Origin of the sequence: Sphingobium sp. WTD-1 (assembly GCF_030128825.1) — a bacterium.
Lineage (GTDB): Bacteria > Pseudomonadota > Alphaproteobacteria > Sphingomonadales > Sphingomonadaceae > Sphingobium.
The window spans coordinates 4,057,609-4,084,085 of the sequence record NZ_CP119127.1 but is presented as its reverse complement, the minus strand read 5'-3'; the positions used below and the strand labels follow the sequence as shown (position 1 = coordinate 4,084,085).

General features: G+C 64.2%; 16 protein-coding genes. 12 read left to right on the top strand and 4 right to left on the bottom strand.

Annotated features, from left to right (window positions below):
• The first annotated feature begins 7 nt into the window (after positions 1-7).
• From N6H05_RS20265 to N6H05_RS20240, 6 genes are all read left to right on the top strand, one after another.
• A complete protein-coding gene (locus N6H05_RS20265; protein WP_284111408.1) occupies positions 8-2,473 on the top strand; it encodes a glycogen/starch/alpha-glucan phosphorylase in 2,466 nt (821 codons plus the stop codon).
• A gap of 39 nt (positions 2,474-2,512) precedes the next feature.
• A complete protein-coding gene (gene glgB, locus N6H05_RS20260; RefSeq protein ID WP_284111407.1) occupies positions 2,513-4,687 on the top strand; it encodes a 1,4-alpha-glucan branching protein GlgB in 2,175 nt (724 codons plus the stop codon).
• A gap of 48 nt (positions 4,688-4,735) precedes the next feature.
• Positions 4,736-5,995: a glucose-1-phosphate adenylyltransferase gene (gene glgC / locus N6H05_RS20255; protein WP_284111406.1), complete on the top strand. Its 1,260-nt coding sequence runs from the start codon at positions 4,736-4,738 to the stop codon at positions 5,993-5,995.
• A gap of 8 nt (positions 5,996-6,003) precedes the next feature.
• A complete protein-coding gene (gene glgA / locus N6H05_RS20250; protein ID WP_284111405.1) occupies positions 6,004-7,455 on the top strand; it encodes a glycogen synthase GlgA in 1,452 nt (483 codons plus the stop codon).
• A complete protein-coding gene (gene glgX, locus N6H05_RS20245) occupies positions 7,452-9,356 on the top strand; it encodes a glycogen debranching protein GlgX (protein ID WP_284111404.1) in 1,905 nt (634 codons plus the stop codon). Before glgA ends, glgX begins: the two co-directional genes overlap by 4 nt.
• Positions 9,357-9,452: 96 nt before the next feature.
• A complete protein-coding gene (locus tag N6H05_RS20240) occupies positions 9,453-10,085 on the top strand; it encodes a PaaI family thioesterase (RefSeq protein WP_278377407.1) in 633 nt (210 codons plus the stop codon).
• A gap of 121 nt (positions 10,086-10,206) precedes the next feature.
• Here N6H05_RS20240 and N6H05_RS20235 read toward each other — a convergent pair whose 3' ends face one another.
• Positions 10,207-11,271, bottom strand: coding sequence for a Gfo/Idh/MocA family protein (locus tag N6H05_RS20235; protein ID WP_284111403.1), 1,065 nt, complete (start codon positions 11,269-11,271; stop codon positions 10,207-10,209).
• 31 nt (positions 11,272-11,302) lie between these two features.
• Complete coding sequence (locus tag N6H05_RS20230) at positions 11,303-11,812, bottom strand: VOC family protein (protein WP_284111402.1); 510 nt, start codon at positions 11,810-11,812, stop codon at positions 11,303-11,305.
• 113 nt (positions 11,813-11,925) lie between these two features.
• Between N6H05_RS20230 and N6H05_RS20225 the strand changes: the two genes are divergently transcribed.
• The 5 genes from N6H05_RS20225 (at position 11,926) to N6H05_RS20205 (ending at position 16,796) form a co-directional block, all read left to right on the top strand.
• On the top strand, positions 11,926-12,951 hold the full coding sequence (locus N6H05_RS20225; RefSeq protein ID WP_284111401.1) for an oxidoreductase: 1,026 nt from the start codon (positions 11,926-11,928) through the stop codon (positions 12,949-12,951).
• Positions 12,952-13,025: 74 nt separating this feature from the next.
• Positions 13,026-13,547, top strand: coding sequence for a sigma-70 family RNA polymerase sigma factor (locus N6H05_RS20220; RefSeq protein ID WP_214865323.1), 522 nt, complete (start codon positions 13,026-13,028; stop codon positions 13,545-13,547).
• Between the two features lie 3 nt (positions 13,548-13,550).
• Complete coding sequence (locus N6H05_RS20215) at positions 13,551-14,315, top strand: anti-sigma factor family protein (RefSeq protein ID WP_284111399.1); 765 nt, start codon at positions 13,551-13,553, stop codon at positions 14,313-14,315.
• Entirely contained in the window at positions 14,316-15,941 is a 1,626-nt protein-coding gene (locus tag N6H05_RS20210; protein ID WP_284111398.1) for an FAD-dependent oxidoreductase, read from the top strand.
• 282 nt (positions 15,942-16,223) lie between these two features.
• Positions 16,224-16,796, top strand: a complete 573-nt coding sequence (locus tag N6H05_RS20205; RefSeq protein ID WP_284111397.1) for a hypothetical protein — start codon at positions 16,224-16,226, stop codon at positions 16,794-16,796.
• A gap of 107 nt (positions 16,797-16,903) precedes the next feature.
• Here N6H05_RS20205 and N6H05_RS20200 read toward each other — a convergent pair whose 3' ends face one another.
• Both N6H05_RS20200 and N6H05_RS20195 read right to left on the bottom strand, forming a co-directional pair.
• A complete protein-coding gene (locus tag N6H05_RS20200; RefSeq protein ID WP_284111396.1) occupies positions 16,904-19,999 on the bottom strand; it encodes a DUF4982 domain-containing protein in 3,096 nt (1,031 codons plus the stop codon).
• 144 nt (positions 20,000-20,143) lie between these two features.
• Entirely contained in the window at positions 20,144-22,057 is a 1,914-nt protein-coding gene (locus tag N6H05_RS20195; protein ID WP_502958945.1) for a rhamnogalacturonan lyase, read from the bottom strand.
• Between the two features lie 152 nt (positions 22,058-22,209).
• Here N6H05_RS20195 and N6H05_RS20190 point away from each other — a divergent pair, with 152 nt between their 5' ends.
• Complete coding sequence (locus N6H05_RS20190) at positions 22,210-25,338, top strand: TonB-dependent receptor (protein ID WP_284111395.1); 3,129 nt, start codon at positions 22,210-22,212, stop codon at positions 25,336-25,338.
• Positions 25,339-26,477: the final 1,139 nt, after the last annotated feature.

The following is a 26,477-nucleotide window of genomic DNA, read 5'->3' as shown; positions in this document are numbered from 1 at the left end:
CCCGGCCATGAATCTCAAGGGCGAGACGCAGCTTCCCAAGCCGGCACCCCGGCAGGTTGATCCGCAGATTCTGGCCCATGAGATTGTCGAGCGATTGACCTATCGCATCGGCAAGGATGCCAAGGCGGCCAAGCCGCATGACTGGCTGCATGCCGTCATCCTCTCGATCCGCGACCGGGTGATCGACGCCTGGATCGAGTCCACCCACAAGACCTATGAGGAACAGGGTCGGCGGGTCTATTATCTGAGCCTGGAATTCCTGATCGGCCGGCTGATGCGCGATGCCGCATCCAACATGGAAATGCTGGACGATTTGCAGGCCGCGCTCGACTCGCTGGGCGTCGATCTGGACCTGATCGCCGCGCTGGAGCCGGATGCCGCGCTGGGCAATGGTGGCCTCGGGCGACTGGCTGCCTGCTTCATGGAGAGCATGGCGACGGTCGACATCCCGGCCTATGGCTATGGCATCCGCTATGTGAACGGCATGTTCCGGCAGGAAATCAGCGACGGCTGGCAGGTGGAACTGCCGGAAAACTGGCTGGCGCACGGCAACCCCTGGGAGTTCGAGCGGCGCGAGGCGAGTTACGAGGTCGGGTTCGGTGGGCGCGTCGATCCGGCCGCGTGCGAGGATTGCGGCCCCTATCAGATGAGCTGGCGTCCGGCCGAACGGGTGATCGCCACCCCCTATGACACGCCGATCGCCGGCTGGCGCGGCAAGCGGGTCAATACGCTGCGCCTGTGGGAGGCGCAGCCGATCGACCCGATCCTGCTCGACAAGTTCAATGCCGGCGACCATCTGGGCGCGCTGTCCGAGAGCAATCGGGCCGAGGCGCTGACCCGCGTCCTCTATCCTGCCGACAGTTCGCCGGCGGGGCAGGAGTTGCGGCTGCGGCAGGAATATTTCTTCTCCTCCGCCTCGCTGCAGGACATCGTCCGGCGGCACATCCAATATTTCGGCAGCATCCAGACGCTGCCGGACAAGGCGGCAATCCAGCTCAACGACACCCATCCGGCGGTCGCTGTGGCGGAACTGATGCGCATCCTGGTCGACGAGCATGGGCTGGACTTCGACGAGGGGTGGGACATTGTCCGCCGCACCTTCGGCTATACCAATCATACCTTGTTGCCCGAGGCGCTGGAAAGCTGGCCGGTGCCCTTGTTCGAGCGGCTGCTGCCCCGGCACATGCAGATCGTCTATGCCATCAACAGCCGCTTGCTGGGCGAGGCGCGCAAGTCCGGCCAGTTCGACGACCATGCGATCGGCACCATCTCGCTGATCGACGAGGGCGGCGAGCGGCGGGTGCGGATGGGCAATCTGGCCTTTGCCGGATCGCACAGCGTCAACGGCGTGTCGGCGCTGCATACCGACTTGATGAAGGTCACGGTCTTTGCCGACCTGCACAAGCTCTATCCCGCGCGGATCAACAACAAGACCAATGGCGTCACCTTCCGCCGCTGGCTGATGCAGTGCAACCATGGCCTGTTCGAACTGATCCGCGAGGCGATCGGCGACCGGTTCATGGACGATGCCGAGGCGCTGCGCGAGCTTGACAATTTCGCCGACGACACCGCCTTCCAGGAACGGTTCCTGAGCGTCAAGCGCTTCAACAAGGTCGCGCTGGCCGACCTGCTGCGCAAGCGGATCAATGCCCGGATCGACGCCGACGCGCTGTTCGACATTCAGATCAAGCGCATCCATGAATATAAGCGGCAGTTGCTCAATATCATTGAGGCGGTGGCGCTCTATGACCAGATCCGCTCGCATCCCGAAAAGGACTGGGTGCCGCGGGTCAAGCTGTTCGGCGGCAAGGCGGCGCCCAGCTATCATAATGCCAAGCTGATCATCAAGCTGGCGGGTGACGTGGCGCGCGCGATCAATCATGACCCGTCGGTGCAGGGACTGCTGAAGGTGCAGTTCGTGCCCAATTACAATGTCTCCATGGCCGAGATGATGATCCCGGCCGCCGATCTGTCGGAACAGATTTCGACCGCCGGCATGGAGGCATCGGGCACCGGCAACATGAAGTTCGCGGTCAATGGCGCGCTGACCATCGGTACGCTGGACGGCGCCAATGTCGAGATGCGCGACCATGTCGGCGAGGAGAATATCGTGATCTTCGGCCTGACCGCGGCCGAGGTGAACCAGCGCCGGGCCGAGGGCTATAATCCGCGCGCGGTGATCGAACAGAGCCGGGAACTGGGGCAGGCGCTCAATGCCATTGCCAGCGGCGTCTTCTCGCCCGACGACCCCAATCGCTACAAGGATCTGATCCAGGGCATCTACGACCATGACTGGTTCATGGTAGCGGCCGATTTCGACAGCTATGCCGCCGCCCAGCGCCGGGTCGATGGCATCTGGCAGGATCAGGCATTGTGGGCGAAGAAGGCGATCCACAATGTCGCGCGCATGGGCTGGTTCTCGTCCGACCGGACGATCCGCGAATATGCCGCCGATATCTGGAAGATGGGATGATGAGAATGGCCGCGATCGGCGGAGACGGGAGATAGGAGCGTGCTGACGCCGGAGCAGATCGACCGGCTGGTCGAAGGGCGGGATGCCGATCCCTTCGCGACGTTTGGCGTGCATCCGGCCGATCCCGACGCCGGCAAAGGCGGTTTTACCGCCTGCGTGCTGTTGCCTGACGCCGTCAGCGTCAGTGCGCAGACGCTGGATGGCAAGGTGGTCGGCGAACTGGCGCTGATCCACCCGGCTGGCCTGTTCGAGGGCAAGGTCAAGATCCGCAAGCGCCAGCCGCTGCGCTATGAAGCGCAATATGCCGATGGCGGCCGCTATGCGACGATCGATCCTTATGGCTTTGGCCCGGTGCTGGGGCCGATGGACGATTATTATTTCGCTGAAGGATCGCACAAGCGGCTGTTCGAGAAGCTGGGCGCGCATCCGATGGAGCATGAGGGGGTTGCCGGCACCCATTTCGCGGTCTGGGCGCCTAACGCCCGGCGCGTGTCTGTGGTCGGCGACTTCAACCGCTGGGACGGGCGGCGCGCGGCGATGCGGCATAGGCAGGACGCGGGCGTATGGGAAATCTTCCTGCCCGAAGTCGGTATCGGCCACCCCTACAAGTTCGAGATTGTCGGACCGGATAGGGTGGTGCTGCCGCTCAAGGCCGATCCCTTCGCCTTCCGGTCGGAACTGCGCCCGTCGACCGCGTCGATCGTCAACGGCCCGCCGGCGCACGAGTGGGGCGATGCGCGCCACCGTGATTATTGGCGGAAGGCCGATGCGCGGCGCCAGCCCATTTCCGTCTACGAGGTCCATGCCGGGTCATGGCAACGCGACGAACATGGGGAGTTCCTGCATTGGGATGCGCTCGCCGAGCGGTTGATCCCCTATGTCGTGGGCATGGGCTTTACCCATATCGAATTGCTGCCGATCAGCGAGTTTCCCTATGATCCGAGCTGGGGTTATCAGACGCTGGGCCTTTATGCGCCGACTGCGCGTTTTGGCGATCCGGCGGGGTTCGCGCGCTTCGTCGATGGCGCACACCGGGCGGGGATCGGCGTCATCCTCGATTGGGTGCCGGCGCATTTCCCGACCGACGAGCATGGCCTGGCCCGGTTCGACGGCACCGCGCTCTACGAACATGCCGATCCGCGCAAGGGCTTCCAGCCGGACTGGAACACGGCGATCTACAATTTCGGCCGGCGCGAGGTGGCGGAATATCTGACCAACAATGCGCTCTTCTGGGCCGAGCGCTATCATGTCGACGGGCTGCGGGTCGATGCGGTCGCCTCGATGCTCTATCTCGATTATTCGCGAAAGCCCGGCGAATGGATACCCAACGACCATGGCGGGCGGGAAAATGTGGAGGCGGTGGCCTTCCTCCAGGGGATGAACAAGGCCCTTTATGCGGACTCTCCCGGCGTGATGACGATCGCCGAAGAATCGACCAGCTGGCCGCAGGTGTCGGCGCCGGTGCATCAGGGCGGGCTCGGCTTCGGCTTCAAATGGAATATGGGCTTCATGCACGACACGTTGCGCTATCTGGCGCGCGAGCCGGTGCATCGGCAGCATCATCATGACGACATCACCTTCGGCCTGCTCTACGCCTTCAGCGAGAATTTCGTGCTGGCGCTGAGCCATGACGAGGTGGTGCATGGCAAGTCGTCGTTGTTGCACAAGATGGCCGGCGACGACTGGCAGAAATTCGCGACGCTGCGGGCCTATTATGCCTTCATGTGGGGCTATCCTGGCAAGAAGCTGTTGTTCATGGGACAGGAGTTCGCCCAGCGCGCCGAGTGGAGCGAGCAACGGGCGCTAGACTGGCACCTGGTCGACCATGCGCCCCATCATGGGGTGCAGTTGCTGGTCGGCGACCTCAACCATCTCTACCGATCGCGCCCGGCGCTCCATGCCCGCGATTGCGAAGCGGAAGGGTTTGAATGGGTGCTGGTCGATGGCGCGGCGGACTCGGTTTTCGCCTGGCAACGGCGGGCGCCCGGCTTTGCCCCCATCGTCGTCATCAGCCATTTCACCCCGGTGCTGCGCCATGGCTATCGCATGCGATTGCCGGCTGGTGGGCGCTGGCGCGAGATACTCAATAGCGATGCATCCGAATATGGCGGCAGCGGTGCCGGCAATATGGGTGTGGTCGAGGCCGATGAGGAAGGGTGGGCGAACATAACCATCCCGCCCTTCGGAACCTTGATGCTGGAACTGGACTATTGATACCGACGGACGCGTGCAGGCGGTCGCGGGCACGAGAGAGGAGCCCTAATGCAACAACGCAATCAGCCGATCGCGCGCGACGCCATGGCCTATGTGCTGGCTGGCGGACGCGGCAGTCGCCTTGCCGAGCTGACCGATCGCCGGGCCAAGCCCGCTGTGCATTTCGGCGGCAAGGCGCGGATCATCGACTTTGCGCTGTCCAACGCGCTTAACAGCGGCATCCGCCGGATCGGCGTTGCGACCCAGTATAAGGCCCATTCGCTGATCCGCCATTTGCAACGCGGCTGGAACTTCCTGCGGCCCGAGCGCAACGAGAGCTTCGACATATTGCCCGCCAGCCAGCGTATCTCCGAAAGCCAATGGTATGAGGGCACGGCCGACGCGGTGTTCCAGAATATCGACATCATCGAAAGCTATGCGCCGGAATATATGGTCATCCTGGCCGGCGATCATGTCTACAAGATGGACTATGAGCTGATGCTGCAACAGCATGTCGACAGTGGCGCAGACGTCACCGTCGGCTGTCTGGAGGTGCCGCGCAAGGAAGCGGTCGGCTTTGGCGTGATGCATGTGGACGAGGCGGACGTGATCACCGCCTTTGTCGAAAAGCCCAAGGATCCGCCCGCCATTCCCGGCCAGCCCGACATGGCACTGGCATCGATGGGCATCTATGTCTTCCGCACCCGCTTCCTGATCGAACAGCTATGGCGCGATGCCAATGACAAGGACAGCAAGCGCGATTTCGGCGGTGACATCATCCCCTATATCGTGAAGCACGGCAAGGCCGTGGCGCATCGCTTCTCCAGCAGTTGCGTGCGGGCGGAAAGCGAGCTGGTGCCCTATTGGCGCGATGTCGGCACGATCGACGCCTATTGGCAGGCCAATATCGACCTGACCGACGTTGTGCCCAGCCTGGACCTTTACGACCGCAGCTGGCCGCTCTGGACCTATTCGGAAGTCACGCCGCCGGCCAAGTTCGTCCATAACGAGGAAGGGCGGCGCGGATCGGCGACCAGTTCGCTGGTGGCGGGTGGCTGCATCGTGTCGGGTTCCTCGCTGCATCGCAGCCTGCTTTTCTCCGAGGTGCGCACTCACAGCTTCTCGTCCATCACAGAGAGCGTCATCATGCCCAATTGCGTGATCGGGCGCGGCGCGCGGCTGCACAAATGCGTGGTGGATTCGGGGATCAGCATCCCGCCGGGCCTGATCATCGGCGAAGACCCGGCCTTTGACGCGCAGCATTTCCGCCGCACCGACAGCGGCATATGCCTGGTGACGCAGCCGATGATCGATCGGCTGGTGGCCTGAAACGAAGGATGATGATGAAGCTTCTGTCGGTTGCGTCCGAAATCTATCCGCTGATCAAGACCGGGGGGCTGGCCGATGTCGTCGGCGCGCTGCCCGGCGCGCTGGCGGGCCATGATGTCGAGACCAGGACCCTGGTGCCGGGCTATCCGTCGGTGCTATCGAAGCTGGGCAAGGCCAAGGCGGTGCGCCGCTATGACAAGCTGTTCGGTGCCCCGGCGACGGTGCTGGCGGGGAAGGTCGGTGACCTCGACCTGCTGGTGCTGGACGCGCCCGATTTCTTCGCGCGCGAAGGTGGCCCCTATGGCGATCATGGCGGCAATGACTGGGGCGATAATTGGCGGCGCTTTGCCGCGCTGGCGCGGGTCGGTGCGGAAATTGCGGCGGAGGGCGCGAAGGGCTGGGTGCCCGATATCGTCCATGTCCATGACTGGCAGGCGGCGATGACCGCGGCCTACATGCGCTTTGGTCCGGCCCATGCCGTGCCGCGCGTCGTCACCATCCATAATCTGGCCTTTCAGGGGCGGTTCGGCCCGGAGATTTTTGCCCAGCTGGGCCTGCCGGCCGAGGCCTGGGGCATGGATGGCGTCGAATATTATGGCGGCACCGGCTTCCTGAAGGCGGGGCTGGTGTCGGCCGATGCGATCACCACGGTCAGCCCGACCTATGCCGAGGAAATCCGCTCGCCGGTCCATGGCATGGGGCTGGATGGCTTGATCAACGGGCGCAGTGACAAGCTGTACGGCATATTGAACGGCGTCGATACCGACATCTGGAACCCGGCCGAGGATGAACTGATCGCGCGGCGCTACAGCGCGCGCGCCCTCAGCGGCCGAAGCGCCAACCGGCGGGCGCTGGAAAAACGCTTCGGCCTGCAGCGCGACGATGCGCCGATCTTCGTTATCATCAGCCGCCTGACCTGGCAGAAGGGCATGGACCTGATGATGGGGGCGATCGACCATCTGGTCGGGCTGGGCGCGAAACTGGCGGTGCTGGGATCGGGCGATCACGCGCTGGAGGGCGGTTTCCTGGCGGCGGCGGACCGGCATCGCGGCCGGGTGGGTGTGCAGATCGGCTATGACGAGCCGCTGTCGCATCTGTTGCAGGCGGGCGGCGACGCGATCCTGATCCCGTCGCGCTTCGAGCCGTGCGGCCTGACCCAGCTTTATGGTCTGCGCTATGGCTGCGTGCCGGTGGTGGCGCGGGTCGGCGGCCTGGCCGACACGGTGATCGACGCCAATGAGGCGGCGGTGAGCGCGGGCGTGGCAACTGGCATCCTGTTCGCCGGCGACGATCCGCTGGCGCTGCATGGGGCGATCGCGCGGACGGTGCGACTGCATGGTGAGCCGGAGGCCTGGCAGGCGATGCAGCGAGCAGGGATGCGCGCCGATTTCAGCTGGACCCACAGCGCGGCGCGCTATGCGGCGCTCTATCGCAGCCTGCTGGGACGCGACGCCGCATGAGCGCGGGCGGGTTCGGGCCGGTGATCGATGCCGGCGGAACTCGCTTTGCCGTCTGGGCGCCGGAGGCGAGGCAGCTATGGCTTTGCCTGTTCGATGCGGATGATCGGGAAACTCGCCTGCCGATGGCGCAAGGGGAGGGTGGCGTCTGGCAGGTCCATGCGCCGGACGTTGGTGCGGGTGCCCGCTATGGCCTGCGCGCCGATGGCCCATATAATCCGGATCGCGGCCTGTGGTTCGATCCCGACAAGCTGCTGCTCGATCCCTATGCGCCGGCGATCGACCGGGCCTTCGTCCATGATCCGATGCTGGCCGCGCCGCGCGGGCAGGGGGAGGATACGGCGCCGCTGATGCCCAAAGGGGTGGTGGCGCCGCCGTTGCCGCCAGTCGCGCCGGCGTGGCCGCGCTTCCAGCCGGGCGGGCTGATCTATGAATTGCAGGTGCGCAGCTTCTCGCTGCTGCATCCTGACGTGCCCGAGGCGCAGCGCGGCACGGTCGCCGCGCTCGCCCATCCGGTGGTGATCGATCATCTGCAGAAGCTGGGCGTTGGCGCGGTCGAGCTGATGCCCATCAACGCGTGGATCGATGAGCGGCATTTGCCGCCGCTCGGCCTGCGCAATGCCTGGGGTTATAATCCGGTCAGCTATTTCGCGCTCGATCCGCGACTGGCACCCGGCGGGCTTGCCGAATTGCGCGATACGGTGGCAGCGCTGCACGATGCAGGGATCGGCGTGATCCTGGACATGGTCTATAATCATGACGGCGAAAGCGACAGGTTGGGGCCAACCTTGTCGCTGCGCGGCCTCAATGCCCGCGACTATTTCCGGCACGAGGCGGACAGGCGGCTGATCAATGATACCGGCACCGGCAACAGTGTGGATTGCAACCAGCCGATGGTGCGCCGGATGATCCTGGAATCGCTGCGCCATTTCGTGGTGCAGGCGGGGATTGACGGCTTCCGCTTCGATCTGGCGCCGGCGCTGGGGCGGCTCGCGGACGGGTTCGATCCTGATGCGCCGCTGCTGGCGGAGATGCGCGCCGATCCGGTGCTGGGCGATCGTATCCTGATCGCCGAGCCATGGGATATCGGGCCGGGGGGCTATCAACTGGGCTCGTTCGGGCCACCCTGGCTGGAATGGAATGACCGCTATCGCGACGATATGCGGCGTTTCTGGCGGGGCGACGCCGGCACGATCGGCGCCTTTGCCACGCGACTGGCGGGATCGTCGGACCTGTTCGATGGCATCACCCGCAGCGTCAATTTCCTCGCCGCCCATGACGGCTTCACCCTGGCCGACTGCACCGCCTATGCGGACAAGCATAACCTCTCCAATGGCGAGGACAATCGCGACGGGCATGGCGAGAATTTCAGCTGGAACAACGGCGTGGAGGGGGCGAGCGACGATGTGGCGGTGAACGCGGCGCGGCGGCGCGACATCAAGGCGCTGCTTTCCACCCTCTTCTGCTCGCGCGGCACGATCATGCTGACGGCGGGCGACGAGTTCGGGCGCAGCCAGATGGGCAATAATAATGCCTATGCGCAGGATAATGGCATCAGCTGGATCGAGTGGGACGCGCGCGACCGGGAGATCGAGGCCCATGCCTTTGCTCTGGGGCAATGGCGGCGGCGTTGCGCCGAGCTGACCGACGTGGCGCTGCTGGGCGAGGACGATGTCGTCTGGCTGGACGAGGGCGGTCAGCCGCTGAGCGTCGCCCAATGGGAAGACCCCGCGCGGCGGCGGCTGGTGCTGCATTTCCGGGCGTCGGGTCTAAGCCTTTGCATCAACGGTGCGGAGGGCGATTTTCTTTTCGATCTGCCGGATGGTCCCCTGATGGTGCCGGGGCGCAGCGTGATGCCGCAACGCCGTAGCGTTATCCCGGAAGGTGCGGCCGCGCGCGATTGATGCGCGGCGATCCAGCCGTCATCCTGCCCACCGATCGGGGGCTTCCTTCGCCCGCCAAAGCATGGCTAAGCAGGGGCAAAGGGAGCAGGACGACAGATGACGGAAGCAGGATCGGCGGCAGGACCGGGATCGGACGAGGAACGGGATCTGCTGGGCGGGCGCTGGCTGACGGGTGATACGCCCTATGGCGCGATGATCGACCGGCTGCGCGATTTCCTGGATCATGTCGCGGCGGCCAAGTTGGACGACGCTACGGCGCAGGCGCTGGATGCGGACCTGGCCGCCTGGACGCAGCGGCTGACGCCGATGGTGGCGGACGAGGCGCATCGCATGTTCGGCCGGGTGCGCGATGCGCCGGGCCATGGCCAGGTGTTTGCGCCGGCTTTCATCCCCGATCAGATGGGCGATGATTCGCTCCATGCCCGCGTCACCTTTGGCGCCTTCCATCTGGGCGCCAATTATGCTGCCCATGGCGGGGCGGTGGCTTTGCTGTTCGACGAGATATTGGGCCTGCCGGCGAATATGAGCGCGCAGCGCATGGCCCGGACCGCCTATCTGCACGTCAATTATCGCGCGATCACGCCGATCGACAAGGAATTGCAGGTCAGCGCCTGGGTCACGAAGGTCGAGGGACGCAAGCGTTTCGTGCGGGGCGAACTGCGTGACGGCGATCTGCTGTGTGCCGACGCCGAGGGGCTGTTCATCGAATTGCTGCCGCATCAGCAATAAGGCGGGAACCATCGTGGCACTGGCCCGTTCTGTTGCATGAGGCCGCCGCACTTCCCCCCGCTCGGGCGGTCTCGCAGATCGGGCCCGTCGACATCCCCCCGTCGACGGGCCTTCTCTCTTTTCAGGACATTGTAACGAGCGCGCCATCCTGCGCGGCGGAGCGGCGGATCGCGTCGAGTATCGCCATGGCCGCGACGCCGTCATGGAAGGTCGGGATCGGGATGCCATCGGGCATCGGCCGACCTTCGACACCGGCGCGCAAGGCTTCGCACAGGCGGATGAACGGGGCGAGTTCGAACAGCATCGCCGCCTTGCGCGGATCGTCGGCTTCGATCGGTGGCAGGCCAAGGTCGGCATCGACCGGCAGGTCGCGCACGCCATCCCGGTCGGCAATCTTCACCACCCCCTTGTCGACCCACAGCGTGCCATGGGTGCCGGCGACGCGGCTCACATTCTCGGACGGTCCCCAGACGCCGGCACTGTGCTGGAGCACGCCCTGCGCGCCATTCTTCATGCGGAAGCGGACGATATAGCTGTCCTCCGCCGCGTCGGCCGGGCGGTCCGACACGGTGGGCAGGGTGGCGCTGAGGCTGTCGACCTCGCCCAGCCAGACGCGCAACTGGTCGACCAGATGCGAGCCATGGGCGCCGAGCCAGCCGCCGCCTGCGCCGGCATCGAACCACCAGCGCGGCATGCGGGCGGCAGGATCTGCGACGATCGGCAGGACGCTGGACAGGGTCACATAGCGCGGATCGCCGATCAGCCCGTTGGCGATGGCGCGACCGATCATCGCGCGATCGGGTGCCCAGCGAAACTCGTTGCCGATCAGGTGCGTGACGCCGGCCTGCTCCGCCGCCGCCAGCATCGCGCGGGCTTCGGCCAGGTCGGCGGCCATCGGCTTTTCGCAGAGGATGTGACAGCCGCGCTCGATCGCGGTCAGGGCGAGGGCGGCATGGCTGGCGGGCGGCGTGGCGATCGTCACCGCGACCGCGCCGGTGCGGTCGATCGCTTCGCCCAGATCCGTGAAGATGTCAGCGATGGTGACAGCATCGGCGCGGCGGCGGGTGCGGTCGGGATCGGTACCGACCAGGCCCGCCACCTCGAACCCGGCGGCGCGCAGGGCGGGCACATGGATGCGGCAGCCAAAGCCGGTGCCGACGACGATCGCGCGGGGGGCAGGGGGCATGGTTGGTCCTTTCGGGCGGGTCAGGTGGAGGCTAGGTGGCTGGCACGGCGGCGAAGAAGTCGATCCCGGCCTGGGTCGGGAAAATATATTCGAGATAATGGCCCAGTTCCGGCGCATCGACGAAGCAACTGTCCATGAAGCCCGGATTATGGCTGACATGGGGGACGGGCAGGCCGTCGGCTTGCGCGCGGGCGAGCAGGGCCTGCCACTGCGCGGCGTCGTGGATCAGATAGCCCAGATGATGATGGCGCAGCTGGAAAGCATCGCCGGGGGCGAGCCGGTCCATATAGATGGCCGATCCCGGCCCGGAGGCGGTCAGCAATTCATACATGACCGGGCCGACCCAGGCCAGTTCGACGCGGATCTGGCCGCCGGCCGCCAGCGGTCCTTCGAGCCGGCGGAAAGCGCCTATGCCATAGCGATCGGCCAGGATCGTCTGGGCGCGGTCGATATCGTTGGTCGCATAGGCGATCTGGAAATGGTCGGCGCGCAGTACGCCCGATGCCGGGTCGACAAGCGGCGATGGTCGGCGCAACAACATGGGCGCTATCCTCTCGGCATGATCCCGTTCGCGGGATTCGGTATGAAGATAGTATATGCTATCTTTATGGGGCAAGGCGCGTGCGCCCTGATCCGCCCCGGCGATATGGGACGATGATGATGCAGGAAATCGGCGTAGGCCTGATCGGCTATGGGCTTGGCGGGCGGGCGTTCCACGCGCCCTATGTGCTGGCGACGCCGGGCATGGCGCTGCGCGCGGTGGTCTCGCGCGATGCGGCCAAGGTCCATGCCGGCTTGCCGGGCATGCAGGTGGTGCCCGATGTCGATGCGCTGTTGGCACTGCCGGGGATCGACCTGGTGATCGTGTGCAGCCCGGACGAGCTGCATGCCGATCATGCGATCGCCGCGCTGCGGGCGGGCAAGCATGTGCTGGTGGACAAGCCTTTCGCCACCACGCTGGCCGATGCGCGCCGGGTCGCAGCCGAGGCGGAAGGCGCGGGCAGGTTGCTGGCGATCTTCCAGAACCGGCGCTGGGACGCCGATTTCCGCACCTTGCGCCGGCTGATCGCCGAGGGACGGCTGGGCGAGATCATCCAGTTCGAAAGCCATTTCGACCGCTGGCGACCGACCCCGGCCACGAGCTGGAAGGATGCGCGCGCGGCGGGCATCTGGCAGGATCTGGGGCCGCATCTGATCGATCAGGCGCTGTGCCTGTTCGGCAAGCCCGAAGGGGTGAGCGCGGATATTGCGGCTCTGCGCGAGGGGGCAGCGTCGCCCGACTATTTCCATGTGACGCTGCGTTATCCGCGCCATCGCGTGCTGCTGCATGCGACCAAGCAGGCGGCGGCGCATGGACTGCGCTTCGTCGTCCATGGCACGGGCGGCAGCTGGATCAAGCAGGGGACCGATGGGCAGGAGGCGGCGACGGTCGCCGGGCAGCGGCCCGAGGGCGCGGACTGGGGCGTCGATCCGCAGCTGGGCGATCTGACCGATGCGGCGGGCGATAGCCATATGGTTATGAATGAACGTGGCGATTATCGGCTGTTCTGGCAGGCGCTGGCCGATGCGATCCGGGGCGAGGGCGCCAATCCGGTGCCGGCGGACGAAGCGATCGCGGTGATGGAAATATTGGAAGCTGGCCTGCGCAGCAGCGCGGAGCGGCGCGAAATCCGGCCCTGACGGGTTGAAGATACATAATTCGGAAATATTTGGGCGAAGGGGGATTAAAGCGATCACTGAGGCGTAAGTGACGTATGAAACCCACGCCGCCCAAGGTCGTCGACCTGCTGCCCGCGCTGATGCGCTATGCCCGTCGATTGACCGGCAATGAAAGCGATGCCGAGGATCTGGTCCAGGATGCGCTGGTGCGCGCCTATGCCAATGCCGACAGCTATCAGCGCGGCCGGCCACTGCGCGTCTGGCTGTTTTCCATCCTGCACAATGTCTTCGTCAGCGGCACCCGCCGGGCGGCCGTGCGCGAACGGTTCCGCGCCGACGCCGTGGCGCAGGCCGAGCCGGTGGCGGCGCCCGCGCAGGAGCAGATGGTCCGGCTGCACCAGATCGAGGCGGCGCTGACCGCCCTGCCGGAGGAGCAGCAGACCGTGCTGCACCTCGTCGCGGTCGAGGGGCTTTCCTATCAGGATGCGGCCGACGCGATCGGCATTCCCATCGGCACGCTGATTTCGCGGCTGTCCCGTGCCCGCGCGAAGCTGCGCGCGCTGGAGGAGGGGGCACCCGCCGTGCGCCCCGGCCATCTGCGCATCGTGAGGGATTGAGCCATGGCGGAACTCACCATCACCGAATGCGAACTGCATGCTTATGTCGACGACCAGCTCGACGCCATGGGGCGGCTGGAAGTGGCCGATTATCTGGTGCGCAATCCCGATGTCGCCGCGCGCGTGCTGGCCGACCTGTCGGTGCGCGACGCGATGCGGGCACTGGCCGAGCGCGACGAGCAGCCGGTGCCGCAACGCCTGCACGACAGCGCCCGCAAGGTGGAGGGGGCGCTGCACCGTAGCCGCCTGCTTCGCCGGTTGAGCGGCGGGCTGGCGATGGCGGCGGGCATCGTCGCCGCGGTGGCGCTGGGCGTGGGCAAGCTGAACATGGGCGTGGCGCCGACGGCGCAGGCGATGCCGGTGTTCATCGAGGAGGCCTTGATGTCGCACAAGACCGCGCTGGTGCGGTCGCACATGAAGTCGCAGCCCGAAATCCCGCATTTCGACCCGGCCGATGTCCGGTCCGCCACCCATATCAACGTGCCGGTGCTGCCGGCGGGCTGGCGGGTGCTGGATGTGCAGCTCTTCCCGTCCGACTATGGGCCGAGCCTGCAACTGGTGATCGACGCGGGCGAAAAGGCGCCGGTGTCGCTGTTCGCGGCGCGCGCCGTCACCGGCCTGCCGGAAACGCCGCGCACGCAAGTCGTCGACGGCGAGACCATCGCCTACTGGGCCCGCAAGGGCACCGTCTATGTGCTGACCGGCGTGGAATCCCAGGATTTCCTGGCCAAGCACGCGGCCGATCTGGCCAATAATCAGGACGCATGAATGAGCATTGATCTCTCGCAACAGACCGGCGCGCTGCGCCGGCGGGCAGATGTCTGCGTCATCGGCGCGGGCGCGGCCGGCATCACCACCGCGCGCCGGCTGCTGGCGGCCGGGCATCAGGTGCTGCTGCTGGAAAGCGGCGGGCTGGACTATGAGCCGGCGACCGCCAACCTCAACGCCGGCAAGAATGTCGGCCAGGCCTATTATGATCTGGACGATGCGCGGCTGCGCTTCTTTGGCGGCACGACGGCGATCTGGGGCGGGCGCTGTGCCACGCTGGACCCGATCGACCTGCAGCGCCGCGACTGGGTGGCGGGATCGGGCTGGCCGCTGTCCTGGGACGAACTGCAGGACTATTATGGCCAGGCGCGCGGCATATTCGAGATTGGCGACGAGCCGGCGAGCGCCGAGGCGCTGGGCGCCCATGGCGTGCCGCTGCCGGGGTTCGATCGGTCGGAACTGCACATGCCGGTGTGGAATTTCGATCCGCGCTTCAACCGTTTCACCTTCGACGCGTGCCAGGATCTGCGCGACCATCCAGGCTGCGAGATCATCACCCATGCCAGCGTCACGAGGATCGTGACGAAAGACGGCGCGATCAGCCGGATCGAGGCGAAGGCGCTGGCCGGCGCGCATCTGCATGTCGAGGCGCGCGCCTTCGTGCTGGCGGCGGGCGGGATCGAGAATGCCCGGCTGCTGCTGGCGTCCAACATCGGCAATGAGCGCGACCAGGTCGGCCGCAACTTCATGGAGCATCCCCATGCCCGCGGCGGGCGGATCGTCGATGCCAAGGCCTGGCCGCTGCTCAAGGCCTTCGGTCGGCGGCACCGGATCGGCGGCCATGACATGGCGGCACTGATCACGCCCTCGGCCGATCTGCAGCGGCGCGAGGGGCTGCTCAACAGTTCGCTCACCATCGTCGGGCGGCAACCGGCGCGGGCGTCGCAATTCTGGGGCATGCGGGCCTATGGTTCGCTCAAGCATGACATGTCGCCGACGCGCAGCGGTCGGCGGCTATGGATGATGGCCAAGAAGGCGGCGACCTTCGCCCAGCGCCATGTCGATCCGCTGCGCCCCTGGCTGCTGCACAAGGCGGGCAAGCTGGAGATCGCGCTGCTGGTGCGGGCCGAACAGGCGCCCAATCCCGACAGCCGGGTGCTGCTGACGAAGGAGCGCGACGCGCTGGGCGTGCCGCGCGTGGCGCTGGACTGGCGCTTGTCGGCGATCGACAAGCATAGCGTGACCGGGCTGGTCGATGGCCTGGGCCGCGAACTCAAACGGCTGGGCATGGGCCGGGTCGAGCGGGCGGACTGGCTGGACGAGCCGGGCGAATTGTGGCGCAACGATCCGCTCATCTCCTCCCACGCGATCGGTGGCTATCATCATATGGGCACGACCCGCATGGCGACCGATCCGCGCCAGGGCGTGGTGGATGCGGACGGGCGGGTGCATGGCCAGGCCAATCTCTATCTCGTGGGGTCTTCGACCTTCCCGACGTCGAGCTGGGCCAATCCGACGCTGACCATTGCCGCGCTGGCGCTGCGCACGGCCGATCGGCTGTCGGTCGCGCTCAACCGACCGGTGGCGCAGCCGGTGCGCGTGCCGGGACTGGCAAAGGCGTCGTAGCGCTCGCTTTGAGGTTCGCCGAACGGCGGCGATGGGTGGGAAGCTGACTGGCGGCTTACGGGAAAGCATAGGCCGATAAAGGTCATTTTGCCATGCCGGAAAGCCCTTAAACGAGGTTGTCGGACACATCCTCAATCCGCCAGTGACTCTTGGTTCCACAACACTGAGCAATGCTGGCGACGTCATAATACCCGCTGAATTGCCTATTCACCTGTCCGAAATCGTGTGTTTTTCGGTGGGTTAGAAGCTATCGGTCATATGTGCATCGGAGAACGTCGCAGTATGATTGATATGCCACCAGCATTGCCTCCTTCAGAAGAACAGGTCATTGAGCAGCGATTGATTGAGTGCGGCCTTAATGCGAAGGGCTTATCGGTAAAATATGAGGTTCATCTTCAAAGCATAGAAATTGTAATTCGACCAAATGCTGGTGCAACTGTGGATCGTTTCAAATGCATCAAAGATGCTTCTGGATACGAGATCGTAACATTTGAAGATCGAAATATGCATGTTGCTTACAATGAATATGCTTCCGAACTAGCTCGTTCGCAGGCTTTAGATGGCTTCAAGGCATCTCTCGAAGAAAAGGGCCTATTGGAAGCTTTTCCAGAACGTCGGAAATTCCAAAATTTGCGCGAATACGCGAAGGCCCTCGAAACACATGGGGGCTTAAAGCCCGGCACCGCGTTGCGAGTTTCTGGTGACGTCATTGTCTTCGATCCGCCTCACAACGATAATAACCCGGCGGATTTTATGGAACGCTATTCTAACCTGTTAGCGATAGTCGGCTACGCCTCCGCCCTTGAACGCTTGGACTTCGGATTTATCGGTAACGCGGCTGTTTCGGAGAAGTGAAAACCGTCCGCTTCGGAGTGCGACGAAAGGCAGGTTAGATGACCGACATTGGTCGCTTCTCGACACGCTCGACATGAACGGACGTGGGAGCGTGCGGGCTGGGGGCGTCAATCCACCGGGCCGTGGAATTCGGCTTCGACAATGCCCAGGTGCCAGCCGGGCGGGACGGCGTCGGCGCCGGTGTCGCCGGCCTGGCGGGCGCTGGCCAGTTCCACCACCTTGCCGAAGGCGTCCTTGTCCTGCACCGCGCCGGTCTGGCGGATGCGCAGCGTCTGGCCGGTCGTGGCGGGGAAGCGCAACGTGGTGTAGCCGAGCTGTCGTTCGGTCTCGCCGCGCCAGACGCTCTTGCCGTCGATCGTCAGTTCGAGCGGATAGGATCGCGAGCGCCAGCCGACCAGCTTCAGGTCGATTTCGCTGAGCCGCACCGGCGTGGCGAAACGATATTCGATCCAGCCATTGTCCGGCTTGCCGTCGCTCGCCCAGCGGGTGAGTTCATTGTCGTCGACGGTGGCACCGGCATCGGCCTGTCCTGACCCGGCGCGGATGTCCTGCGCGAGGAATGTGGTGCGGTGCGGGGTGAAGCTGGGGGTGGCGGGTGTCGGGCCGCGTACCAGGCTGCCGTGCTGGAAGGTATCGGCGAAGTCGGTCGATAGACCGCCCCTGGTGGCGGTGGGCAGCTTGGTCGCGATCGACAGGCTGGCGGATTTCAGGCCTGGCGCGGTCGCGGTGAGCGACACCGTGCCCGCCTTCGTCCCCGCGCGGATCAGGACGCGGTTGACCCCGCCCTCCAGCGGCAGGTCGGGCGAGAGGATATAATTATCCTCCTCGCGCGCGGTGCCGGCATAGGAGGTGGTGCCGTCCGCGCCATGCGCCTTGGTCACCACCGCTTCGCCTTCGGTCTGGCCGGTGCGGACCTTGCCCTGGCTGTCGCCCTGGGCGATGCCGCCGCGCCAGAGCGCCGGCCCCTTGAGATCGAAATGGACCTTGCTGGCGTCGACCGGCACGCGGCGGCCCTGGGCATCGACCGCCTCGACATCGACCAGCGCGATGTCGGCGCCGTCCATGACGAAGCCGCGCGGCGAGACATGGGGGGTGAGTTTCAGCGCGACCGCCGGGCCGGTGGTGGAGAGGCTATATTCCGACGTCCTGCCATCGGCGTGGGTGGCGACGGCGCGCAGCGTGCCGGGCGCGAAGGCGATATTTTTCCAGCTGAAGAGGAAGCTGTCGCTGCGCTGGCCCTTGCCGAGCGAACGGCCGTTGAGGAACAACTCGACGCTATCCCCATTGGACACGACGCTCATGTCCTTGACCGTGCCGGGGGCATAGTTCCAGTGGCCGATGATGTGGGTGGCGGGGGTGACGCTGTCGACCCAGTCGTTCCACATCACCTGATGCGCGAAAAAGCCCTGCTTGGGGATGCGCACGGCGTCGACCTCGCCCGAGCGGCGGTAATTATTGTCGCCGCGATAATGGGTGTTGCTGTCCGACCAGATGATGTTGACGCCGCCCGAGCTGACGCGAGTGCCGGTGCCCGGCCGCATGACATAATAGTCGTTCCAGCGCTTCACATCCTCGATGGCATGGCTGTCCTGATTGCGATTATAGTCGGGCGCATCCTTGTGGAAGGGCGGCGTGAAATTGTCCTGATAGGCGCGGGCGGCTTCGTCGCGGCTATATTCCATCGCCCACATCGGATGCTTCGCGCTCTTGTTGGTATAGAGCATCTCACCGCCATATTCGGCGACCTTGCTGTCCAGCATCTCGCGCGATCCGATGGCGCGGCCGCCATGGGGATCGTAGAGGTCGCGGATCGCCTTCATCTCCGCCATATGCGCTTCGCTGATATTCTCGTTCCCGCTTTCGTAGAAGAGGATCGAGGGATTGTTGCGATTATAGATGATCGCGTCGCGCATCACTTCCTTGCGCTGGTCCCAGCGACGCCCGGTCACGTCGCTTTCGGCATCGCCCGCCGGCATCGCCTGCATCAGGCCGACGCGGTCGGCGGACTCGATGTCCTGCTTGGACGGGGTGACGTGCATCCAGCGGACCAGATTGCCGCCGCTCTCCACCATCAGCGCGTTGGAAAAATCGCTGATCCAGGGCGGGATGGAGGTGCCGACGGCGGGCCATTCGTTGGAGGTGCGCTGGGCATAGCCATGGACCATGATGGTGCGGCCGTTGAGGTCGACCTTGCCATCGCCGAAGCGGGTCTGGCGGAAGCCGGTCTTCGTATCGACGCTGTCGATGACCTTGCCCTTGTCGATCAGGCTGGTCGTGACGGTGTAGAGATAGCCATAGCCCCAGCTCCAATAATGGAGGTCGGCGACCGGCGCGGCGGCGGCGAGGGTGGCGGTCTGGCCGGGCGCGATCGAGGCGGCGGCGCTATCGAAGCGGGCGATGCGGCGGCCGGCGGGATCGCGCACTTCGACGCGGAGCGACAAGGCGCGGGCGGCGGCGCTGTCGTTGCGGACCTGGCTTTCGGCATGGATGGTCGCACGGCGGCCGGCGATGTCGAAGCCGTCGGCCCAGACATATTGGCCGGTGGTGCCCAGCGTCGAATAGAGCGGCAGCGTCTGATAGACTTGGCCCGTCAGGTGGAGCCGGACATTCTTGGTAATGCCGCCATAATTGACGTTGAAATTGTCATTGTTCCACTGGAAGCCGCTGCCGGTGGCGCGTTCCTTGTATTTCCAGTCATTGTCGATGCGCACGGCGATGACATTGTCGCCGGGACGGAGCGCAGCACTGATGTCGGCGCCAAAGGCCATGACGCCATGTTCGGACAGGGCGACCGAGCGGCCATTGACCCAGATTTCGGCGGCCTGGCGCACACCTTCAAATTCGAGGAAGGCCTTGCCGCGTGTCGCATCGGCGGGGAGGCTGATATGCTTGCGATACCAGATGATGCCGGTGGACAGCGCCTTGATGTCGCGGGCGAAGGCCTGCGTCTCGTTGAAGGCGTTGGGCAGGGTGACGCTCTGCCAGCCCTTTTCGTCAAAGCCGGGTTGCTGCGCACCGGTTTGGTCACCGGTGGTCATCAGCCAGCCGGGATTGAGATTATAGGTCTGGCGTGGCGAGGCGGTGACGGTGGATGCGTCATGGGCGGCGGCGGGGAGAGCGGGCAGAAGCGGCGCCAGCGCCAGCAGGGCCAGGCTACCCCGCAACTGACGCACCCGTGCGCCGACAGCCGATTTCCGCTTCATGCCCTTGCCCTCTCCGATATTGGTCAGGCCACTTTGGGCGATGCCGGACAAAGGGTCAATAGATATCCCTAAAAATGGATATGTGATCCATATATTGGTCAGTCAGGTGGGCGGCGTGTGTGGCGCCGCCCGCCCGATCGAGGGTCAGCGTTCGCCCTGCTTGCCGGCGCCCAGATAGAAGCTGGTGTGCGGCGGCTGGTTATAGGCGGTGTTCTGCCAGGCGACGCCGAGGCGGTAGACCGGATCCTGCATCAGCGTGACGAAGCGGTGCGTGGTCGGATAGGGGGTGGTGTAGATGCGCAGTTCGCGATTGTCGGCGCTGCGCCACACCACTTCCTCGCGCCAGTCGCCGATCAGGTCCGCCTGCAGCGCGGGTGTCGCCTTGGTGCCATTGTTGGACGACAGGCCTTCGGGCGAGAGCAGGGGGATTTCCTTGCCATTTTCCCAGTCCCACTTGGAAATGGTGGTCTTGTCGAGCAGTTCGCGCAACAGGTCGCCGTCCCACCAGATGGCGAAGTTCATCTGGCGCGGGCGCGGGCCGATCGGCTTGCCGGCGACGTCGAACAGTTCGGCCGAACTGGAATTCCAGAACTCGGCGCCCCAGTAGCGCGGATCGATATCGGCGGCGACGCCACGGCCGGTGTCCTGCTGTGCCGGGGTGGACCAGAGCATCTGGCCGGTGCGGGCGTCGAGCAGGGCGGAGCCGAGCTGGCCATTGCTCTTCACATCTTCGAACACGCCGAATTTTTCGAGGCCGGGGCGGGCGGGGTCGAGGTCGCTGACATGCATGGTGTCGCCATGGAAGAGCGGCTGGGTCCACAACCCCTTGCCATCGTCATCGACCGCCATCGAGCCGTAGATCACCTCGTCGCGGCCGTCGCCATCGACATCGGCGACCGAAAGCTGGTGATTGCCGCGTCCGGCATAGTCGGCCTTGCCCGGCTGGCTGCTGTCGAACAGCCAGCGCTGGGTCAGCTTGCCGTCGCGCCAGTCCCAGGCGGCGATCGCGGTGCGGGCATAATAGCCGCGGCCAAAGACCATCGAGGGCAGACGGCCGTCGAGATAGGCGACTCCGGCCAGGAACCGGTCGGATCGGTTCGCATAGCCATCGCCCCAGCTTTCGGTCAGTTGCTCGGTCGTGGGATTGCCGCCGGGATAGCGCGGCGGATCATAGGGGGCGGTGGCCAGCGCCTTGCCGGTGAGGCCATCGAAGACGGTCAGATATTCCGGCCCCTTGACGATGCGGCCCTGCATCGGCGCGACCTTGGTGCCATCGGGCAGGACTTTTGCGCCGGTGCGGTCGCGCTGGGGCACTTCGCCATCATGGCCGCGCCAGTCGGCCCTGGCGTCGCCGATCACCGTGCCGGTGCCGTCGACCGTGCCGTCGGCGGTCTTCATCGCCACTTCGGCGCGGCCGTCGCCGTCGAAGTCGAAGGCGAGGAATTGGGTATAATGGGCGCCGGCGCGGATGTTGCGGCCCAGGTCGATGCGCCACAGGCGCGTGCCGTCGAGCCGATAGGCGTCGAGCAGGACCGGCCCGCTATAGCCGCCCTGGCTATTGTCATGGCTGTTGGTCGGATCCCATTTCAGGATGATCTCGTAACGGCCGTCGCCGTCCAGATCGGCCGCGCTCGCATCATTGGCAGTGTAGCTGAACGACTCGCCGGCGGGGGTGACGCCGTTAGCGGGCGGCGTGAGGGGGATGGAGAGATAGGATTTGTCCCACATCATGGCGGGGGAGGGAGCGCTCTTGTCGCCGATCCGCTGCACCGCATAGCGGCTGGTCGGGCTGCCCTTCTTGTCGACGAAGGCGGTGGCTTCGCCGACGCGGCTGTCGTGGATCGGCTTGCCGTCGCGCAGCAGGCGGAAACGGATGGTGGCGGGATCATCGGCCAGTAGACGCCATGTAATGAGCATGCCGCCATCCTGTGCTGGTAGCGCTACCGCGCCGCGATCAAGTCGTTCGGCCGCTATCCGGGCAGTAGGGCCAGTTGCCAGTGCCATGGTCGAAGTCGCCAGCCCGAGCGTCAGGGTAAAGGCCCGAATAGTGGTGCGCATTTGCATCAATCTCCCCTCAGGATCACTTATGATCCAAATATTAGAATTGCATCCCACATATAGGTTCAGTAACTCTCCGTCTAGAAACTGATTCGACGACCGTGGGGAAACGGAGTCGGTCATGGGGTGTTCTGGGAGAGAGGGGATAGGCTATGCGCGAGCATACCACTGAAAGCGTGCAATATTTTTCCAACATCGCGATGGTTCGCCGGACGCTGAAAGGCGCTTCCGCCCTCGCCATGGCCGGCGTCATGCTGGTATCGGCTTCGGCTATTGCTCAGACAAATGACGAAGGCGAAAAGAAGCAGGGCGCCGCTTCGGCCGCCGATATCGTCGTCGTCGGCACCCGCGCCTCGCTCCAGTCGGCGATCAACCGCAAGAAGATCGCCAACACCGTCGTCGACTCGATCGTCGCCGACGATATCGCCAGCTTCCCCGACAAGAATATCGGTGACTCGCTCGCCCGCATCACCGGCGTCCAGTTGAGCCGCGATTTTGGCGAAGGCACGCAGATTTCGATCCGCGGTGTCGAGCCCGACCTCAACCGCGTCGAGATCAATGGCGTCAGCCAGGTCAGCGCCACCGGCACCCGCGCCGGCGACTTCCGCGAAATCGCGGCCGAACTGGTCAAGTCGATCGACGTCTACAAGGGCTATGCCGTCGACCTGACCGAAGGCGGTATCGGCGGCACCGTGCGCGTCGAAACGCGCAAGCCGCTGGAACTGAAGGATCCGCTCTTTTCGCTGACGGCGGCGGGCCAGAATCAGGAACTGACCGAAACCTGGAAGCCGCGCCTGACCTTCTTTGCCGGCGCGCCCAAATTCCTGATCGATGGCCTGGGTATCCTGGTCAACGCGACCTATAGCGACGTCGATACGCGCCAGGATTATATCAGCAACACCAACTGGTCGCGTCTGGCCGATTTCGATCATTCGACCGAAAAGACGGTCGCCGATCCGCTCTATGCCAATTATAACACCTATGAGAGCTGCGCTGGCGTTGGTGGCACCTCGACGGCCAACGCGACCGCGCGCCGATTGGCCTGCGAAACCCAGTTCTTCGACTGGGCGCCGACCGTGCCGCGCTATCGCCAGTGGGTGCGTAACGACAAGCGCATTTCGGGCGATGTGACGCTGCAATATCAGGTCGCTCCCAATTTCCGTGCCTATGCCAATGCGCAGATCAACCTGCGCAACCAGCGTCTGCAGGACACCAATTATTCGATCGACCTTGGCCGTATCGAGCGCTTCAATCTCGATCCCGCTCTGGCCGCTGGCACCAACGGCAGTACGTCGCGCCCGCGCGTGCAGCTGGGCACGTCGACGGTGAATGAAAATCATGTCGTCACCAGCCTGACCACGGCGGTCAATGCGGTGAATGTCGGCACCGCCGCCAATCCCAACTGGAATGGTGCGGCCAATATCGTCGGCGTCCAGCGCCGCGACTTCAGCTATGACCAGAACAGCAAATATTTCTCGGGTGGCTTCACCTGGGATGTAGGCAGCCGGCTGAAGATCGACGCGATGGGGTCGCATGCGACCGCCCATACCGAACAGGAAACCAACCTGATCTCGATTGGCACCAGCGTCGCTGGCATCAGCATCGACCGCAGCAACGACCAGGGGGTGCCGGTCTTCACCTTCCCGTCGAGCTTCGATCCGGCTGATCCCAACGTCTATACCGACTATTCGCGCGTCGGCGCCAATGGCCAGCCGCTGCCCGTGTATGGGCCGGCGCTGCAATATCGTCCGGGCCAGCTGAACAATACCGAAGACCAGCTGAAGTTCGATGCGGATTGGGAAATCGATCACCCGATCGTCAGCAAGATCGAGTTCGGTGGACAGTGGCGCCGGCAGAAGTTCCTCAACTATGCGGGCGGCGGCTCGCGCCTGCTCGATCCGACCTCGATGACCTATCAGTCGAGCGCCAACGTGTCCTACACGACCAACATCGTCGAGAACCCGACGCAGACCCGTAACGGCAATACCTGGTACATGACCCCCGCCCAATATCAGGCGATGGTGAGCGCGCTGGGTGGCGTGACCGGCGGCGCACCGCTCTTTTCTGGCCTGAAGGGCGCGCCTTCGGGCATCCCGAGCGCGATCGCCTTCCCGAATTTCGATGCCAGCGTGCTGTCGAAATTCTATGATCTGTCGGGCTTCGACCAGGATCTGGTGCTGGAGGCCAATGGCCTGCCGCAGATTCCGAGCGCGCGCATCGACGAGAAAATTTATGCCGGCTATGTCATGGCCGATGTCGATACCGAGATTTTTGGCATGCGTCTGACCGGCAATGCCGGCCTGCGCTGGACCCACACCAAGGATACCGGCGTTGGCACCAACATCAGCCGCGTGACCCGGATCAATGCGACCGGCGGCACCGAAACGGTGACGATTGCGGCGCAGGAAGCCCTGATTTCCAACAGCTACACGGATTTCCTGCCGGCGTTCAACGCGAACCTGGAACTGACCCGCGACCTGTTCCTGCGCGCCAACTGGGCCAAAAATCTGGCTCGTCCCAAGCCGGCCGATCTGGTGCCGAACATCAACTGTCTGGATGACCAGACCCTCATCGGAACCGATGATGTCTGCACCGCCGGCAACCCGGACCTGAAGCCCTATCGCGCCGACCAGTGGGAAGCCAACCTGGCCTGGTATCCCAATGCCGACACGATGCTGAGCCTTGGCTATTACAAGAAATATGAGTCGAGCTTCGTCATTCCCAACGTGACGCGCAGCGGTGTCGACCTGTTCCATGACGGCACCAGCTATACGGTGCGTCAGCCGGTCAACGGCTATGGCGCGCTGCTCGACGGTATCGAGGCGAGCGCCCAGACCGCCTTCACCTTCCTGCCCAAGCCGTTCGACGGCTTCGGTGCCAGCGGCAACTTCACCTATGCCCGCGCCATCCGCACCAACCTGACCAACAGCGCGACCGGAGCGGAGCTGAAGGAATATCCGGGCCTGTCCAAATATACCTACAATGCCAGCTTCTTCTACGACAAGGACTGGCTGAACTTCCGGGTGAGCTACAATTATCGTTCCAAGTGGCTGGATACGGTGATCAGCGCTACCAATGGCAACAACCCGCTTTATCGCAAGGGTGAAGGCTATCTGGACGGCAAGATCACGCTGCGCTTCCCGGAATATCATTTCAGCGTCTTCCTGGAGGGGCAGAACCTCAACAAGGAATATTCCAAGATCTATATCAACAAGGATATGCCGGTGGATCTCTATTATCCTGGCCGTCGCTTCTTCGTCGGTATCCAGGGCAAGTTCTGATCCCATCCCCCTTTGGGAAAAGGCAAAGACGCGGTTCCGGGCATGTTCCGGGGCCGCGTTTTCTTTTGCGGGTGAGCGCGATGAGGGATGGTCGAGTCATGAGAAGGGTGACGCGCCCGCCTTTCGAAAACCGCGGTGTGCGCCCCGGATATTGGCAGCGGGCGCGTCGCCCGCTCGATATCATCCGGGCGCGTCCTGTCCTGTCGTTTGTCGGCACGACAGTTGTGCGCCGTGCGCAGAAATGGCGTGGATGCGCGCGCTCGATCGGCAAGGATGCGCCGGGATCGGTTTCTATCGCGATGTCTGGGGTGGTGAGTCCAGCTGGGTTCGAACCAGCGACCTACTGATTAAAAGAGTGAAAGATGTGGCGTATTGTTTAGTAAAATCAAGCGCTTGGCTGCACCCATCTTCGAGCTGCTATCCAATGCGCCACAACAATTTCCATGGTCCAACAATAGTGCTTGGCACAAAATTGGACACAGGTTCGATAACCTTGATGGGCAACGTGAAGTTTTCTGCTCTCCTATCTCCCGATCTGCCCCCACTGAATTGCTCAAAAACTATGTTACCTGATCGGAACGCCCATGTTTGGATATGGAAGCCTGGAGCGTAAGGTTGGGCTAGCTTACGCAGACAACTGGATTTCCCGCTCGGATCCGGGCAGAGGTTGAGCGCACGCTAACGCCAGCGGCCAAGCGAAGAAAGTTGACTGCTGACCGAACTGCCAGTGATCGACGCCTGGCAGTCGCGCGCTTAGTTTCCGGGATACTTTCGCGCTTAGTCCACGAAAGCCGACGAGATCGTCACCTTAAGCTCTGCCGGCAGAAACGGCGGACGGCATTTGCGCCAGTAGCCTTTGGTATCACCTGTGCCTTCGGATCGCCCATCCCTAGATCGACGACGTTACGGGTGAGCCGTAAGCGTTGCAGCTTTTTCGAGCGGTGCGATCGCGGGGAGAGCGGGCTGCGCATTGGCGACCTACAAGAGGCACGGATGGAAGAGCCACGGTTTTGGCTAAGCGAACCGTTCTGCCCGTTCACGCAATGAAACTGCGCGAGGATTTTTAGCAAAAATACATTAAAACAATAGGTTGAATATGAAATAGCCGAGGATGAGCAATGTCCCCACGAGGCAAAGGC

Bases quoted from the DNA above. Each gene is read 5' to 3' on its own strand.
- N6H05_RS20205 (WP_284111397.1), top strand. From the start codon at position 16,224: ATGATTGATATGCCACCAGCATTGCCTCCTTCAGAAGAACAGGTCATT.
- glgA (WP_284111405.1), top strand. From the start codon at position 6,004: ATGATGATGAAGCTTCTGTCGGTTGCGTCCGAAATCTATCCGCTGATC.
- N6H05_RS20215 (WP_284111399.1), top strand. From the start codon at position 13,551: ATGGCGGAACTCACCATCACCGAATGCGAACTGCATGCTTATGTCGAC.
- N6H05_RS20210 (WP_284111398.1), top strand. From the start codon at position 14,316: ATGAGCATTGATCTCTCGCAACAGACCGGCGCGCTGCGCCGGCGGGCA.
- N6H05_RS20265 (WP_284111408.1), top strand. From the start codon at position 8: ATGAATCTCAAGGGCGAGACGCAGCTTCCCAAGCCGGCACCCCGGCAG.
- N6H05_RS20225 (WP_284111401.1), top strand. From the start codon at position 11,926: ATGATGATGCAGGAAATCGGCGTAGGCCTGATCGGCTATGGGCTTGGC.
- glgX (WP_284111404.1), top strand. From the start codon at position 7,452: ATGAGCGCGGGCGGGTTCGGGCCGGTGATCGATGCCGGCGGAACTCGC.
- N6H05_RS20200 (WP_284111396.1), bottom strand. From the start codon at position 19,999: ATGAAGCGGAAATCGGCTGTCGGCGCACGGGTGCGTCAGTTGCGGGGT.
- N6H05_RS20220 (WP_214865323.1), top strand. From the start codon at position 13,026: ATGAAACCCACGCCGCCCAAGGTCGTCGACCTGCTGCCCGCGCTGATG.
- N6H05_RS20190 (WP_284111395.1), top strand. From the start codon at position 22,210: ATGCGCGAGCATACCACTGAAAGCGTGCAATATTTTTCCAACATCGCG.
- N6H05_RS20195 (WP_502958945.1), bottom strand. From the start codon at position 22,057: ATGCGCACCACTATTCGGGCCTTTACCCTGACGCTCGGGCTGGCGACT.
- N6H05_RS20240 (WP_278377407.1), top strand. From the start codon at position 9,453: ATGACGGAAGCAGGATCGGCGGCAGGACCGGGATCGGACGAGGAACGG.
- N6H05_RS20235 (WP_284111403.1), bottom strand. From the start codon at position 11,271: ATGCCCCCTGCCCCCCGCGCGATCGTCGTCGGCACCGGCTTTGGCTGC.
- N6H05_RS20230 (WP_284111402.1), bottom strand. From the start codon at position 11,812: ATGTTGTTGCGCCGACCATCGCCGCTTGTCGACCCGGCATCGGGCGTA.
- glgC (WP_284111406.1), top strand. From the start codon at position 4,736: ATGCAACAACGCAATCAGCCGATCGCGCGCGACGCCATGGCCTATGTG.